The sequence below is a fragment of the Pseudomonas sp. OV546 genome (assembly GCF_900116845.1).
GTDB lineage: Bacteria > Pseudomonadota > Gammaproteobacteria > Pseudomonadales > Pseudomonadaceae > Aquipseudomonas > Aquipseudomonas petroselini.
This window is the reverse complement of the sequence record NZ_FPCE01000006.1, coordinates 282,011-297,160: the sequence shown is the minus strand read 5'-3', so window position 1 is coordinate 297,160 and position 15,150 is coordinate 282,011. Positions and strand designations below refer to the sequence as shown.

The following is a 15,150-nucleotide window of genomic DNA, read 5'->3' as shown; positions in this document are numbered from 1 at the left end:
TGACCGCCTCGTGCTTTCCCGTCTGTTTGCCCTGCCCTGCTATTGCCTGATTGCCCTGCTCACCTTGCTGCCGCTCACGCCTGCCCAAGCCGTGGGCCTGCCCGGCCTATTGGGTAACAACAGCAAAACCCAGCCCCAGGCCGACGTGCCGCTGGGGCAGTCGTTGGACGAGGTGATCAAGACCCTGGAAAACGACCAGCAGCGCACTCAGTTGCTGAGCGACCTGAAAAAGCTGCGCGCCGCCACGCAAAAAGCCCAGCCCGCCGCCGAGCAAGGCGTACTGGGGCTCATCGGCAGTACGCTGTCGGGCTTTGAGCAGCAGTTTTCCGGCGAAGACAGCCCGGTGGGGCGTTGGTCCAACGAAGTCGACCTGGCCAAGGAAGAACTCAGTGCGCTGATGCTGCCGGCCAACGAATGGCTGCCGATCATTTTCGGGTTTGCCCTGATCCTGGCGGTGTGGAGCCTGCTCGCCGCCGCGCTGATCTGGCTCAGCCACCGCGTCCGCGAACGCTTCGGCCTGCCCGAAGAATTGCCGCAACACCCACGCACCTGGGACATGGTGCGCTTCGCGCTGCGCAAGCTCGGCCCATGGCTGATCGCCCTGGTGATCACGGTCTACCTGAGCTACGCCCTGCCCTCGTCCCTGGGCAAATCCCTGGCGATGGTCTTGGCCTACGCGCTGGTGGTCGGTACCTGCTTCTCTGCCATCTGCGTGATTGCCTTTTCGGTGCTCGACGGCCCGCATCGCCATCGCGCGCTGTACATCCTGCGTCACCAGGCGTTCCGTCCCCTGTGGTGGATCGGCAGCTTTGCCGCCTTCGGTGAGGCCTTGAGCGACCCGCGTCTCGTCCTGGCTCTGGGCCAGCACCTGTCACACACCGCCGCGACGATCGCCAATGTGATGGCAGCGCTGTCGACCGGTGTGTTTATCCTGCGTTTCCGCCGGCCCATCGCCCACCTGATCCGCAACCAGCCGCTGTCCCGTCGCCTGACCCGCAGGGCCCTCAGCGACACCATCGAAATCATCGGCTCCTTCTGGTACATCCCCGCATTGCTGCTGGTGGGCATTTCGCTGTTCGCCACCTTTGTCTCTGCCGGCGATACCAGCACCGCCTTGCGTCAGTCGCTGCTGTGCACCGTGTTGCTGGTGCTGTGCATGGTCATCAACGGCCTGGTCCGCCGTCACGCCCTCAAGCCGCAACGCGGTCACAAGCGCCACGCGCTGTACTCCGAGCGCCTGAAAAGCTTCGTCTACACCCTGGCCCACCTGGTGGTGTGGCTGGTGTTTATCGAGCTGGGCCTGCGGGTGTGGGGCCTGTCGCTGATTCGCTTTACCGAAGGCGACGGCCATGAAATCAGCGTCAAGCTGTTCGGCCTGGGTGGCACCTTGCTGTTCGCCTGGCTGATCTGGATCCTCAGCGACACGGCGATCCACCACGCCCTCACCCGCTCGCGCAAAGGCCTGGCCAACGCACGAGCGCAGACCATGATGCCGTTGATCCGCAACGTGCTGTTCGTGACCATCTTTATCATTGCCGCGATTGTCGCCCTGGCGAACATGGGCATGAACGTCACGCCACTGCTGGCAGGTGCCGGTGTGATCGGCCTGGCCATTGGTTTCGGCGCGCAGTCGCTGGTGGCGGACTTGATCACCGGCCTGTTCATCATCATCGAAGACTCCCTGGCCATCGATGACTACGTGGATGTGGGCGGCCACCTGGGCACCGTAGAAGGCTTGACCATCCGCACCGTGCGCCTGCGCGACATCGACGGCATCGTGCACACCATCCCGTTCAGCGAAATCAAGAGCATCAAGAACTACTCGCGGGAGTTCGGCTACGCGATCTTCCGGGTGGCGATCCCCTACAACATGGAAATTGACGATGCCATCAAGCTGATGCGCGATGTCGGTCAGAAAATGCGCAACGACCCGCTGCAACGCCGCAATATCTGGTCGCCGCTGGAGATACAGGGTGTCGAAAGTTTCGAGTCGGGCAGCGCGATCCTGCGCGCACGGTTCAAGACCGCGCCGATCAAGCAGTGGGAAGTGTCGCGGGCGTTCAACCTGTCGCTCAAGCGTCATCTGGACGAAGCCGGGCTGGACCTGGCCACGCCGCGCTTGAGTGTGCAGGTGGTGACCGCCGGCACGGTGCAGGAGAAAGATCAACAACAATAAACTCAGGAGAGGTCCTTATGCGTTTAACCGGTCTGACACACACGTGGGTTTTCGGCGCGCTGTGCGCCGTTGCCAGCAGTGCCGTGATTGCCGCCAGCAGCGGCCAGGACAGTGCCCGGGAGGAAATCGCCGCCCAGGCAAAAGCGCTTGAACCGGCGTTGCTGGAAACCCGACGCGACCTTCACGCCCACCCTGAACTGGGCAACACCGAAACCCGTACGGCCGAGTTGGTCGCCAAACAACTGCGCGACCTCGGCCTTGAGGTCAAGACCGGCGTAGCCCGCACCGGTGTGGTGGCCGTGCTGAAAGGCGCCCTGCCCGGCCCGACCGTCGCCCTGCGTGCCGACATGGATGCGCTACCGGTGAAGGAAGTCGCCGACCTGCCCTTCGCCTCCAACGCCAAGGGCACCTACCTGGGCAAGGAAGTCGACGTGATGCACGCCTGCGGGCACGACGCCCATGTCGCCATCCTGCTGAGCACGGCGAAGATCCTGACCGGCATGCGCGAGCGCCTGCCCGGCACCGTGGTGTTCTACTTCCAACCGGCCGAGGAAGGCCCGAGTGATTTCATTCCCGACGGCAAAAATACCTGGGGCGCCAAAATGATGGTGCAGGAAGGCGTGATGAAAGCGCCCAAGCCGGACGCGGTATTCGGCCTGCATGTGTGGGCCGGTGTGCCCGCCGGCCAGATTGCCTACCGCCCGGGACCGACCCTGGCCAGCTCGGATGATTTGCGTATCAAGATCCTCGGCAAACAGACCCACGCCGGTCGCCCTTGGGACGGCATCGACCCGATCACCGTGGGTGCGCAGACCATCGTTGGCTTGCAGACCGTGGTCAGCCGCCGCACCGACATTTCCTCGTTCCCCTCGGTGGTGAGCATTGGCACCATCAACGGTGGCACGCGCTACAACATCATCCCTGAGTCGGTGGACATGACCGGCACCATTCGCTCCTATGACTACGGCATCCGTCAGAAGCTGCACGCGGACGTACGGCAGACCGTGGAAAAAATCGCCGAAAGCGGTGGCGCCAAGGCCGAAGTCACCATCATCGAGAAGTACGACCCCACCATCAACAACCCGGCATTGACCGAGAAAATGCTGCCGAGCCTGCGCTGGGCGGCCAAGGATGACGTGGTGCAGGGCCCACTGGTGGGCGGCGCCGAAGACTTCTCGTTTTATGCCAAGGAGGCGCCGGGGCTGTTTGTATTCCTGGGGGTCACGCCGAGGGATCAGGACATGAGCAAGGCAGCACCGAACCACAATCCGGGGTTCTTTGTGGATGAGTCGGCGTTGGTGGTGGGCGTGCGGACGCTGGCGTCGCTGGCAACGGATTACCTCTACACCCAGTAACCGCCGAAATGCGTTCTTGCGGTTAACAGGATCATTGTAGTGAGCGAGCTTGCTCGCGCTGGAGTGCGAAGCGCTCCCGGCTTCTTTGGGGCTGCTGCGCAGCCCAGCGCGGGACAAGCCCGCTCACCACAGTAAGCGCACCCTCTTCAACCCAGCGCAGCGCCGTCCATCTTCTGGCGCAGGCTCAACGGACGCATATCGGTCCAGACCTCTTCGATGTACGCCAGGCACTCTTTCTTCATGCCGCTCTTGCCCACGGTGCGCCAGCCTTCCGGCACAGCCTTGTAGTCGGGCCAGATGGAATACTGTTCTTCATGGTTGACCACTACCTGAAACAGGATGTCGTCGCGGTCAAATACTGAGGTCATTGCTGTTCTCCATCGCTCAAAGGCTGGCTGCGCAACGCGCGCAGCACTGATACCTGTAGAAACGTACCAAGTTGCAAAAAAATTAGAGGCTGGCAACCGCCGCCGCCAACGCACGTCCGAAGATATCCGCCACGCGGTCCACTTCGGTGGCGGTGATCACCAACGGTGGCAGGAAACGCACGACGCTGCCATGACGGCCGCCCAGTTCCAGGATCAGCCCGCGCTTGAGGCATTCGCGCTGCACCAGCGGCGCCAATTGGCGATGCACGGGCGGGTGGCCCTGGATGTCTGGCGGGCCATTGGGGTCAACCAGTTCCACGCCAAGCATCAGCCCACGGCCGCGGATATCCCCCAGGTGCGGGAAGTCGCGCTGCAGGATGCGCAGGTGTTCACCCAGGCGCTCGCCCATGGCCGCCGCGTGGCCGGCCAGGTCGTGGTCCTTGAGGTAGCGCATCACCGCCGAACCCGCCGCCATCGCCATCTGGTTGCCACGGAAAGTCCCGGCGTGTGCGCCCGGCAACCAAGTGTCGAGCCAGTCGCGGTACACCACCACCGCCAACGGCAGGCTGCCGCCGATGGCCTTGGACATCACCACCACATCCGGGATGATGCCGGCGTGTTCGAAGGCAAACATCTTGCCGGTGCGACCGAAACCGCTCTGGATCTCATCGACGATCAACGCCACACCTGCCTGTTCGGTGATGCGGCGCAGACCGCGCAGCCAGTCCAGGTCAGCCGGAATCACACCGCCCTCGCCCTGCACCACTTCGACAATCACCGCCGCCGGCAGCAAAACGCCAGCCTCTGGGTCATTCAGCAGGTTTTCCAGGTAGTGCAGGTTGACCCGCACCCCTTCCGCGCCGCCCAAGCCGAACGGGCAACGGTAGTCGTAGGGGTACGGCAAGAATTGCACGCCATTGCCGAGCAACGCGCCCAAGGGTTTCTTCGGCCCCAGGCTGCCCATCAGGCTCAAGGCGCCCTGGCTCATGCCGTGGTAACCGCCCTGGAAGGACAACACTGTGCTACGCCCGGTGGCAGTGCGCACCAGCTTCAACGCGGCTTCCACCGCATCGGTGCCGGTGGGGCCACAGAACTGGATTTTCGCTTCGCGCGCCAACGCTGGCGGCAACAGGCCGAACAAGTCCTGCACGAACTGATCCTTGACCGGCGTAGTCAGGTCCAGCGTGTGCAACGGCAGCTCATCGGCCAGCACTTGCTGGATCGCCTCGATCACCACCGGGTGGTTATGCCCCAACGCGAGGGTGCCGGCGCCGGCCAGGCAGTCGATGAAACTGCGGCCCTCCACGTCTTCCACGTAAATCCCCTTGGCGCGCTTGAGCGCCAAGGGAATGCGCCGAGGGTAGCTGCGGGCGTTGGACTCCTGCTGGCGCTGACGGGCGAGCAGCGGGTTTTCGTCAAACTGGTAGAGCGTTTCATGCACCTGGGCGTCTTCGATACGGCTGGTAGCGACTGACATTTCTCGATCCCTCAATACGCTGATGATGGTGACCAAACTGCCGATCCGCTGGCGTCTGGCCCAAGGGGGCATGCGCACGGATTTCCTGTTCTGGAAACGCACCAGCAGGGGAGGGATTTAGTCACCACCGATCTTTAACTGATGGATGAGGAGCCAAGTATGGGAATGGGCCTGCTCGCTCCCACATTTGACCGAGATCAGCAGCAAGAACCCGGTCGGCTCTAAGGCCGCCGCGCTTTGGCTTTTGATCTCAGGCGGCCCCCCAAATACCTGTCGGATTACGGGCACACCGAGCCCAGGCGAGGTGCCGAGTGTTGGGGCGAAGCGTTTTGGGTTACTTTTGGCGCTCTTCCAAAAGTGACCCGCTGTAAGAGCGGAACCCATAGCAGCCGTTACCCAAATAACGGATATGTACCCTGTCTGATCCAACATCCAGGTCCGCTGTCAGGCCGCTTTCGCGAGCAAGCCCACACATTTGAACCGCGCCAAGCTTCATAACCCAAGGTATTTTTCATTCAGCGCATACAAAATCGCGCAAGTCTCCGCATCCAGGAACCCACAATAATCCCGCGGCCGAAAGTGCATCTGAAACGCCCGCGTCCTCTGCTCGAATGCCTGCCGATTCTTTGCCGGCGCATACCCATAACGCTGAAACGCCCGCTCCACCTCGACCTCGGGCGGTAACCCAAGGCAAAACCGTCGCTGGTACATGGCCCGCGTCACCTCATCAAACCAGGCTCCAACCCCCGCCTCATGCAAACACTGCCACGGTAGCCGAGGCCCCGGATCGCTCTTGCGCCCGTACGCCACGTCCGAGTGCCCGAGGATGTCGGTGGGGCCGATCTGCGGGTAACGCCCAAGAACGTCGCGAACCAGCGCAATCAACACCTCGATTTGTTCCTCCCCGTAGGCCGGAAAGGTAAACACCCCGCCGTCATCCCGCGCCAGGTTGACGATCTCGATGCCAATCGAGCGGCTATTGAGGTTATCGCGGCCCGCCCAATGGCTCACACCGGCATGCCAGGCACGCTTGCCTTCCTCCACCAGGCGAAAGACACGCAACTCTTCATAGCCAGCAGCCCGGTAACTGGGCTCATCAGGGTCGGGCAGCAAGTAGTGCGCACTGACCCCATCCTGAGTCAGGGTGCGCAGGGAGGAGCCAAAAGGTGCGGCGGTGTAATGCAGGATCACCTGCCGCACCGGCTCGCCGTTACGTTCGTTAAAGCCTTTGGCTGGGAAACTGGTATCGATGACCAACATAAGAACCGTCCTTTTCAATACAGGCCGAGTCGTTCAGCCCGTTCAAGCGCAAAAAAATTACCGCCATCCTGAAGATTTGAACCCCAGGAGGGCGGTAACTATTTGGCACGTGAGAGAAAAGTGATCAGCGCCGCAGCGGCATGCCCAAATCGACGCGCAGGCCGTCGGGCTGGCTGTCGAACTTCAAGGAGCAGGAACAGCGCTGCACAATCGCTTGCACGATCGCCAGGCCCAGGCCGCAGCCTTCGCTGTTGCCATTGCGCCAGAAGCGTTGGGTCAGGTATTGCAGGTCCTCGGTGGAGATCTGCTTGCCGTGGTCACGCACGCGGAACACCACGTTATCGGCAGAGGTGAACACACTGAGCTCCACCCGGGTGTCCGCCGGTGTGTGGCGCAAGGCGTTGTCCAACAGGTTGCGCAAGGCGGCGACCGCTAGGCCCACCGGCATTTCCACGGGGGCGCCGGAGAGGTTATCCGGCAGAATCAGGTCAATGCGCGAGTTGTCGCCGGCGTTCGCATCCTGAATGGCCAACCGCGCCACTTCCTCGGCACTCGATTGCAACCCATCGTCGAAGGACAGGCTGCCTTCCACCCGTGCCAGTAACAGCAATTGCTCAAGGGTCCGGTGCAGGCGGTCGGCGCCCTCCTCGGCATGGGCCAGGGACTGGTCGCGGGCCGCGCCTTCGGTCATGCGCGCCACTTGCAGGTGGGTCTTGATCGCCGTCAGCGGGCTGCGCAGTTCGTGGGCAGCGTCGCCGGTCAGGCGGCGTTCGCGTTCGATGGTCTTGGCGATGCGTTGCAACAGTTGGTTCTGGGTGTCGAGCAGCGGCTTGAGTTCGCTGGGCAACGGGTGGATCTGCAGCGGCTCCAGGGAATCGGCACTGCGGCGCATCAAGGCGTCACGCATGCGATTGAGCGGCAGCAGGCTCTGGCCGATACCCAGCCACAGCAGGCACAGGCAGCCGAGCATCGCCACGCCCACCGGCACCGACGCCGCCAGCAGGATCGACAGGTTCAGCGCCTCACGTTCCACTTGGCGGTCGGCGGTGGTGATCAACAGATCGCCACGGGACAAGGTAAAACTGCGCCAGCCCACGCCATCGATGACCTGGTCCCGGAAACCGCTCTTGCGCGACTCCAGCCCCTCCTCCGGAGTGGTATGGCTGCGCGCCAGGACTTCGCCACGCAAGGAGCTGACCTGACAGGCCATGCCGCCGGGTACGTGCAGCTGTTCGGCGCTGAAATGCGCACCGCCGCTCACACTGGCCAGCCCCGGCATCTGCTCGGTCAGGCCTGCCACCATGCGCGCCGACGCCACCAGGCGCTGGTCGAGAGAGAACATCATCTGGTTGCGCAGATCGTTGAGCATCCACGCCGCCGCCAGGGCCCAGATCAACACAAAAGCGGCGCCCAGCTTGAACGTCAGGCGCAGGCGCAGGCTTTTCACGATGCGTCCTCGCCCCCGTCAGCCGGGCCCAGGCGGTACCCGAGGCCGCGCACGGTCTCGACGATGCCATTGCCCAATTTGCGCCGCAGGTGGTGGATATGCACGTTGAGGGCGTTGCTTTCCAATTCGTCGTTGAAGCCGTAGACGCTGTCCTTGAGCTGCTCGCTGGACAGCACCCGACCTTTGTTGTGCAGCAGGGCTTGCAGCAGCGCCTGTTCGCGGCGCGACAGGTCCACCGGCTGGCCGCCCAGGAACGTTTCGCGGCTGCTGGGGTTGTAGGCCAGGCGGCCATGCTCGATCAGGTTGACGCTGCGCCCCGCCACCCGACGCAACAGGGTTTGCAGGCGCGCGGCGAGTTCACGCAGGTCGAAGGGCTTGAGCAGGTAGTCGTCGGCGCCGGCCTGCAGGCCGTCGACGCGGTTGGTCACCGAGTCCCGTGCGGTCAGGATCAGCACCGGGATTTCCAGGCCCTGGCTGCGCTGCTGCTGCAACAGCTTGAGGCCGTCTTCATCCGGCAGGCCGAGGTCAAGCACCATGATGTCGAAGGTGGCCGCCTTGAGCATCGCGCGTGCAGCGCCCGCCGTGGCCACGCGCTCGACGGTAAAACCCTGGGCGGTGAGGCCGGCCACAATGCCGCTGGCGATCAGTTCGTCGTCTTCACAGACCAGTACGTGCATGGTGAACCCTTCATGAAAGATGGGGGTGATTAAAAGTGCAGCGGATTAAGCGCAGATTATGCCGCTAAACGATCCACACTCCCTCTAGAATAGCCTGGGTTAATCATCGGTTAATCAACGCCACACATTGTGTGCCTACTTGCAACGAACTAAGGCTTGACGATGCGGTATCTGTTTACCTTCCTGCTGGTTTTTTTCGCGGGGTTCGCCCAGGCTTCGCCGGGCAACCCGTTTGAGACCAAACCCGATTTCCTCCCGGTGGGCAAGGCCTTCACCTTTACCTCCGAACGTCTTGAAAGTGGCGAGACCCAGCTGTATTGGCAGATTGCCGACGGTTATTACCTGTACCAACAACGCATGAAATTCGACGGCCTCGCCGAAAAACCGACGCTGCCCCAGGGCGAAGCCCATAGCGATGAGTTCTTCGGCGAGCAGCAAGTGTATCGCCAGGGCCTGGAAGTGAAGATTCCGGCAGGGGTCACCGGCCAGGTCAAGCTGGGCTGGCAGGGCTGCGCCGATGCGGGCCTGTGCTACCCACCGCAGTCGATCACCGTGGACCTGGGCGGCAACCCGGCAGTCGCCGCTACCGCCCAAGCCCAGGACCAGAGCCTGGCCAGCGGCCTGCAACAACGCAGCCTGGGTTGGAGCTTGTTGGTGTTCTTCGGCCTTGGCCTGTTGTTGGCGTTTGCCCCGTGCTCGTTGCCGATGCTGCCGATCCTGGCCGGCCTGGTGGTGGGCAGTGGCGCCAGCCCGCGTCGCGGCTTCGCCTTGGCCAGCAGCTACGTGGTGTGCATGGCGCTGGTGTATGCCGCGCTGGGCGTATTGGCCGCGTTGCTCGGCAGCAACCTCGCCGCGCTGTTGCAAACCCCCTGGATCCTCGGCAGTTTCGCCGCGTTGTTTGTGATCCTGGCCCTGCCGATGTTCGGCTTCTTCGAACTGCAACTGCCGGCGTTCCTGCGTGACCGCCTGGACAACGTCAGCCGCCAGCAAAGCGGCGGCAGCCTGATGGGCGCGGGCGTACTCGGCGCGCTGTCCGGCCTGCTGGTCGGCCCCTGCATGACCGCGCCACTGGCGGGCGTGCTGCTGTATATCGCGCAAAGTGGCAATGCACTGCACGGGGGCTTGATTCTGTTCTACATGGGCATCGGCATGGGTATTCCGCTGTTGCTGCTGGTGACCGTGGGCAATCGCTTCCTGCCCAAACCCGGCACCTGGATGAACGTGCTCAAGGGTATCTTCGGCTTCCTGTTCCTCGGCACCGCTGTGTGGATGATTCGCCCGGTGGTCGGCGAAAACCTGTGGATCGGTTTATGGGGCGCACTCGCGCTGGTGATGGCCTACAGCGGCTGGACCCTGGCCCGCGAGTACGGCCTGGCCGCCAAAGTGTTCGGCGCCGGCTCCCTGGTGCTGGGCCTGTGGGGCGCCGTGCTGGTGGTGGGCGCCGCGGGGGGCAGCGATGACCTGTGGCAACCGCTGAAGGTCTACAGCGGCTCGCGGGCCGCCGCCGCTCCCACCGCCCACGACGCCTTCATGACCCTCAACGACCCGGCCGTGCTACAAAGCCAACTCGACAGCGCCAAGGCCCAAGGCCAGTGGGTGCTGGTCGACTATTACGCCGACTGGTGCGTGGCATGCAAGATCATGGAAAAACAGGTGTTCGGCAAACCTGAAGTACTCGATGCCCTGAAGGACGTGCGCTTGCTGCGCCTGGACGTCACCGCTGACAACACCGCCAGCCGCGAGCTGCTCGGCCGCTACAAAGTCCCCGGCCCACCGAGCTTTGTGTGGATCGGCCCGGACGGTGAAGAACGCCGCGCCCACCGCATCACCGGCGAAGTGGATGCCGCCACTTTCCTGCAACGCTGGACGCAAACCCGGGACGCCCTCTGATGCTGACCCTGACCATCGGCACCTTCGCCATCGCCCTGAATCACATCCTGCTGATCAGTGCGCTGATTATCGCCACCCTGGTGGGCTGGCGCGTGGCCAAGCGTGGCGGTGAAAACCCGGAATCGGTGCTGTTCAGCCTGTTCCTGCTGGGCATGCTGGTCGCCCGCGTCAGTTTTGTGCTGATGTACTGGAGCGACTACAGCTACGACTGGCTGCAGATGGTCGACCTGCGCGACGGCGGTTTTCTCGCCTGGCCCGGCGTGATCGCGCTGGTCCTGGGCGCACTGGCCTACGGTTGGCGGCGCCCGGCGCTGCGCAAGCCGCTGAGCGCCGGCGTAATCACCGGCCTGGTGTTCTGGGGCATGACCAGTGTGTCCCTGAACCTGTATGACAAAGGCTCGCAACTGCCGGACATCACCTTGCGCAATGCCAATGGCGACGTGGTGCAACTGGCCGACTACAAGGGTGGCCCGCTGGTGATCAACCTGTGGGCCACCTGGTGCCCGCCGTGCCGCCGCGAAATGCCGGTACTCGAACGCGCTCAGCACCAACGCCCCGACGTGACCTTCCTGTTCGTCAACCAGGCCGAAAGCATGCAAAGCGTCAGCACCTTCCTCGCCACCCAAGGCCTGACCCTCGACAACGTGCTGTTCGACGCCAGCGGCCGCCTCGGCCAGGCCGTGGGCTCAATGGCCCTGCCCACCACCTTGTTCTACCGCGCCGATGGACGCCTGATCAACAGCCACCTGGGTGAACTGTCCCAGGCCAGCCTGGCCCGTGCCATGGAACCCTTCGACACCGCTCCCGCCGCCACAAGGAAACCGACATGCCCCGCCTCCGCCACCTGCTGACCCTGCTGCCGCTGACGCTTGCCGCCACCCTGGCCCAGGCCGACGACTGGCCGGCACCGATCAAACAGATCGAGGCCAAAGGCGCCAGGATCCTCGGCACATTCGACGCCCCCAGCGGCCTCACCGGCTACGCCGCCCAATACCAGAACCGGGGCATGGCCCTGTACCTGACCGCCGACGGCAAAAGCGTGATCGCCGGCAACCTGTACGACGCCCAGGGCAATGACCTCAGCAGCGCACCGCTGGAAAAACTGGTGTACGCACCGATGGCCAAGGAAGTCTGGGCCAAGATGGAAAAAAGCAGCTGGATCCAGGACGGCGACGTTAAAGCCCCACGCATCGTCTACTTGTTCAGCGACCCCAACTGCCCTTACTGCAATATGTTCTGGGAACAAGCCCGTCCTTGGGTAAAAGCCGGCAAGGTGCAATTGCGCCACATCATGGTCGGCATCATCCGCGAAGACAGCCCAGGCAAATCCGCCGCGCTGTTCGCGGCCAAAGACCCGCAGAAAGCCTTGGAAGAACACGAAGCCGCCGGCAAGGGCAGCAAGTTGCAGGCGTTGGCCAAGATCCCGGCGGATATCGAGGCCAAGCTCGATGCCAATATGAAGTTGATGGATGAACTGGAATTGTCGGCGACGCCGGCGATTTTCTATCTGGATGACAAGGGTGGCTTGCAGCAACAGCAGGGGGCGCCTTCGCCGGATAAGTTGGTGAAGATCCTCGGGCCTAAATAAGCCTGCAAAGAAAAGGCCTCCCTCAAATGGAGGCCTGTCCTGATTCCTTCCGCGTTATCTGATCAGACCTCCTCTATGAGAAACGACTCAACGTCGTAATCATTGCCGGGCGCAATCCCCATTCGGCGATTATCAAAACTGAGCCGAGTTGAGGTTGACCTGGCGGTGAACACCCCCTCGATGAATTGCCAAGCAAGGCCCGGCTCTACAATCGGGCTAATCTCAGTTCCGTTCGCCAGCAGTACCAAGCGGGGTTTATAAGCAAAGCCGTAACTGTCACGAACTCTGGCCCTGAACGTGTAAGTACGCCCCTGTTCAAGTTCATTGAACTCCTTGTACATTTTCTCACTCTGGGTAGCAGGATCCCTCGTGTCGGTATACCCCCAGTCCTTCAGGAAATGTACCGGGTTCGGCCCTGGAGGCGGCCCCGCTTCATGCTCATGTACCAAATCAGCCGGGGAGGCGGCGCCCAAGCCTCTTTGCCAGCCGTTCCAACCTTTACCGTCCGGATCAAAATCCGTGTAGTCGTAAAACGCCTTACGAAATTCCAAGTGCAAAAGTGGAAACTCGACTGCGTTCCCGGCATGGCCGCCGACCTTTGTGGTGCACTTGAATACGACGTCCAACGGCGTCCTGTTGCGCAGTTTGTTCAACTCATCGCGTTTGAGCACGCGTGACAACCCATTGGCCAGATCATTCGCGTTGATCGGCTGGTTGACCATCACATGAATGGTGTAGGAAGAGCCATCTTCCTGGGTGCCTCGGCACTCAAGCCAACCCACCTGCCCTAATAGGATGAACCACCATTTTTCCACGGTGATGCTGGCATCGCCTGCAAAGGTACGCAGGTCCAAAATACCGCCCTGGGTCGCTGGCGGCGTTGCCTGTGGCACCCCAGGCGTGGGCAAACGCACCGGCAGGCTGATGTGCAACGCCAGACACTCGGAGGTCGCAAGTTTGCACGCACTCGTTACCGTGTAGTTGATCGTGACCGTTTCACCGGCAGCCTCAATCACCGCCTCACGCGGGATGCTGAAGTCCACATGGCCCAGCGCATGATTACCTGGCTGGGAGGCCAGGGGCAGGCAGGTTCCGTCTGTCCGTTTCCAGCACACGCGGATTTGCTGGTGATCACTGATGCTCGGATATTTCACCCGCACCGTCACGCCCTCTCTGCCGTTGTAAATCGTCAGTTGGTTACCCACGGCTTCGCGTACGGTCGGTGCGACCAAGACCAGGTCTTCCTGCACCATGGTGAAGGTTCTCGACGGGAACTCAATAGCCGTCGCGCGTTCACACTGCCCATCAAAGCTCGCCGCGAAATGCAGTACGAAATCGCTGCAGTCCGCCAACGTTTGCAGATCAGCTCTAGAGATCGGCGTGTTCACCCCATCATGCAGCCACTCGGACGTAAGCGGCTCATCCTCAAACACGTCAAACCGATAGGCACCACCGCCCTCAAGCGTGCCGGTGATCCACATCCAGCAGCATTCTCCCCGCGCCGCGTACTCCCAAATGGGCACCACGCCTGTTGCGTTACCATTGAAGGTATTGAGGTCCACAATGCCCGCTGTCGCCTCTGCGATCTCCGGCACGGTCAGCAAAGGCTCAAGGACCTTGATGACACGTTCGGGGGAGTGCTGCGGATCGCTCCCGTTGGAACTCACGGTATAGGTCAACGTTAACGTCTGGTTGAACAGCGCAGCGATAATCCACGGCACGACCTCAAATGCCAGCGAGGTTTCGCCCTTTTTCACGTCCTTGCAGCCGAGCGGCTGTGTCTCCAGCCCCGGGCCGGATGCGTAGGCGCAAACGTGGTCTCCCGGTGCTATCCAGTCGTAGGTAACGTCCGCATGCCCACCGGAAGCACTGTTGACCGGGTTGAGCACCCAGTGACCTGGCGTGCACTCCGTTGATTCACGCAAATGCGGCGGCGGTAAATCCAACCCAGGGTCAACGCGCAACAACGTGGTGGTACGCAGGTGAATATCCTGCGCATTGATGGGCAACGGGTTTTCCCGAAGAGGATCGTCCCTCTCCGGCATCACGGGCTCCGTGCCGTCCCAGATCACCCCAAAGTGGATCGTCAGGGCCGAGTAGTCCTGGCGCTGTGACATCCAGCGGCGCGACAGTTCAAGTTCAAACACATGCTCGGCATGCGCTTCGGCCTCCGTCACCACATGGTCATAGACTACCCAGATAAAGGGGTAAGGCGCCTGATGCTGATCGCCGGCCACGGTAACAAACAAGCGCTGCCCGGGCTGGATCATCGGCCAGGCGTCGATCGTGATCGTCTCATCGCCCTCGAAATCACTCATCCACAGCCACCACGTGCTCCACTCATACTCAGCGTGCACAAACTCCGGCCGGGAGACAATCAGGTCTGCTTCGCGAACCTGCTGGATTTCCAAGTCCCGTACCTGTGAAGACTGAAGTTCGCCATCCACCACAGCCGTATAACTGATCAGCACGGTATGGCCGATACTGGTACTCACCCATTCCCAGGGAATATCGACAGTATTGCCGCTTTCCACCGTGAGCGGCAGAAACGTCGGGGGTGTCGGGAAATTCGGATGAGGCTTTATGTCCCAATAAAGCTGCACCTCGGTACTGCCCGCATTCAACGTGAGCGTTGCTGTGGTACCGGCGATGGCATCAATGGGGTAAAGCACACTGCTGTTGTCAGGAGCATGCTTAATTATTACGGGTTTAAGCAGTGTTTTACTCGAAGGGGAGGATGCAATGTGCTTCGATTGCGCGGAGGGCGGCGTTGTAGGGATCGGTTTTTTAGCCACGGTAAGACTCCTGTTCAGCAGTAGATAACCATCGATCGGGCTTAGCCCGGTCGACCAGAAACTCCGGTTATCTAACGGCTGAAACAGAAACCCTGCCTACTGTCAGAATTGACAGTT

11 protein-coding genes are annotated in these 15,150 nt (G+C 62.0%); 5 read left to right on the top strand and 6 right to left on the bottom strand.

Annotated elements, in window-relative coordinates; translation table 11 throughout:
• The first annotated feature begins 10 nt into the window (after positions 1-10).
• Complete coding sequence (locus tag BM403_RS16360; RefSeq protein WP_015885136.1) at positions 11-2,176, top strand: mechanosensitive ion channel family protein; 2,166 nt, start codon at positions 11-13, stop codon at positions 2,174-2,176.
• Positions 2,177-2,193: 17 nt separating this feature from the next.
• Positions 2,194-3,531, top strand: coding sequence for an amidohydrolase (locus tag BM403_RS16355; protein ID WP_015885137.1), 1,338 nt, complete (start codon positions 2,194-2,196; stop codon positions 3,529-3,531).
• Positions 3,532-3,677: 146 nt separating this feature from the next.
• Here BM403_RS16355 and BM403_RS16350 read toward each other — a convergent pair whose 3' ends face one another.
• The 5 genes from BM403_RS16350 to BM403_RS16325 form a co-directional block, all read right to left on the bottom strand.
• Positions 3,678-3,899: an MbtH family protein gene (locus tag BM403_RS16350; protein WP_015885138.1), complete on the bottom strand. Its 222-nt coding sequence runs from the start codon at positions 3,897-3,899 to the stop codon at positions 3,678-3,680.
• Between the two features lie 82 nt (positions 3,900-3,981).
• A complete protein-coding gene (locus BM403_RS16345) occupies positions 3,982-5,376 on the bottom strand; it encodes an aspartate aminotransferase family protein (RefSeq protein WP_093543751.1) in 1,395 nt (464 codons plus the stop codon).
• Positions 5,377-5,868: 492 nt separating this feature from the next.
• Entirely contained in the window at positions 5,869-6,636 is a 768-nt protein-coding gene (locus BM403_RS16335; protein ID WP_093543746.1) for an N-acetylmuramoyl-L-alanine amidase, read from the bottom strand.
• A gap of 124 nt (positions 6,637-6,760) precedes the next feature.
• Positions 6,761-8,083 (bottom strand): ATP-binding protein, encoded by a 1,323-nt coding sequence (locus BM403_RS16330; protein WP_015885141.1) that lies wholly within the window; start codon positions 8,081-8,083, stop codon positions 6,761-6,763.
• Positions 8,080-8,760 (bottom strand): response regulator, encoded by a 681-nt coding sequence (locus tag BM403_RS16325; protein WP_015885142.1) that lies wholly within the window; start codon positions 8,758-8,760, stop codon positions 8,080-8,082. The genes BM403_RS16330 and BM403_RS16325 overlap by 4 nt, the downstream gene beginning before the upstream one ends.
• A gap of 162 nt (positions 8,761-8,922) precedes the next feature.
• On the opposite strand from BM403_RS16325, the gene dsbD reads away from it, so the two are divergent.
• The 3 genes from dsbD to dsbG are packed head-to-tail and all read left to right on the top strand — an operon-like array spanning position 8,923 to position 12,238.
• Positions 8,923-10,650, top strand: coding sequence for a protein-disulfide reductase DsbD (gene dsbD, locus BM403_RS16320; RefSeq protein WP_093543743.1), 1,728 nt, complete (start codon positions 8,923-8,925; stop codon positions 10,648-10,650).
• On the top strand, positions 10,650-11,501 hold the full coding sequence (locus BM403_RS16315) for a TlpA disulfide reductase family protein (protein ID WP_015885144.1): 852 nt from the start codon (positions 10,650-10,652) through the stop codon (positions 11,499-11,501). The genes dsbD and BM403_RS16315 overlap by 1 nt, the downstream gene beginning before the upstream one ends.
• Positions 11,477-12,238, top strand: coding sequence for a thiol:disulfide interchange protein DsbG (gene dsbG / locus BM403_RS16310; protein WP_093543740.1), 762 nt, complete (start codon positions 11,477-11,479; stop codon positions 12,236-12,238). Before BM403_RS16315 ends, dsbG begins: the two co-directional genes overlap by 25 nt.
• A 62-nt stretch (positions 12,239-12,300) precedes the next feature.
• On the opposite strand, the gene BM403_RS16305 is transcribed toward dsbG, so the two are convergent.
• Positions 12,301-15,033, bottom strand: a complete 2,733-nt coding sequence (locus BM403_RS16305) for a hypothetical protein (protein ID WP_093543737.1) — start codon at positions 15,031-15,033, stop codon at positions 12,301-12,303.
• Positions 15,034-15,150 lie beyond the last annotated feature (117 nt).

Excerpts from the sequence above, each read along its gene's own strand:
- BM403_RS16345 (WP_093543751.1), bottom strand. The coding sequence starts at position 5,376 with ATGTCAGTCGCTACCAGCCGTATCGAAGACGCCCAGGTGCATGAAACG.
- BM403_RS16355 (WP_015885137.1), top strand. The coding sequence starts at position 2,194 with ATGCGTTTAACCGGTCTGACACACACGTGGGTTTTCGGCGCGCTGTGC.
- BM403_RS16315 (WP_015885144.1), top strand. The coding sequence starts at position 10,650 with ATGCTGACCCTGACCATCGGCACCTTCGCCATCGCCCTGAATCACATC.
- dsbG (WP_093543740.1), top strand. The coding sequence starts at position 11,477 with ATGCCCCGCCTCCGCCACCTGCTGACCCTGCTGCCGCTGACGCTTGCC.
- BM403_RS16350 (WP_015885138.1), bottom strand. The coding sequence starts at position 3,899 with ATGACCTCAGTATTTGACCGCGACGACATCCTGTTTCAGGTAGTGGTC.
- BM403_RS16325 (WP_015885142.1), bottom strand. The coding sequence starts at position 8,760 with ATGCACGTACTGGTCTGTGAAGACGACGAACTGATCGCCAGCGGCATT.
- dsbD (WP_093543743.1), top strand. The coding sequence starts at position 8,923 with ATGCGGTATCTGTTTACCTTCCTGCTGGTTTTTTTCGCGGGGTTCGCC.
- BM403_RS16335 (WP_093543746.1), bottom strand. The coding sequence starts at position 6,636 with ATGTTGGTCATCGATACCAGTTTCCCAGCCAAAGGCTTTAACGAACGT.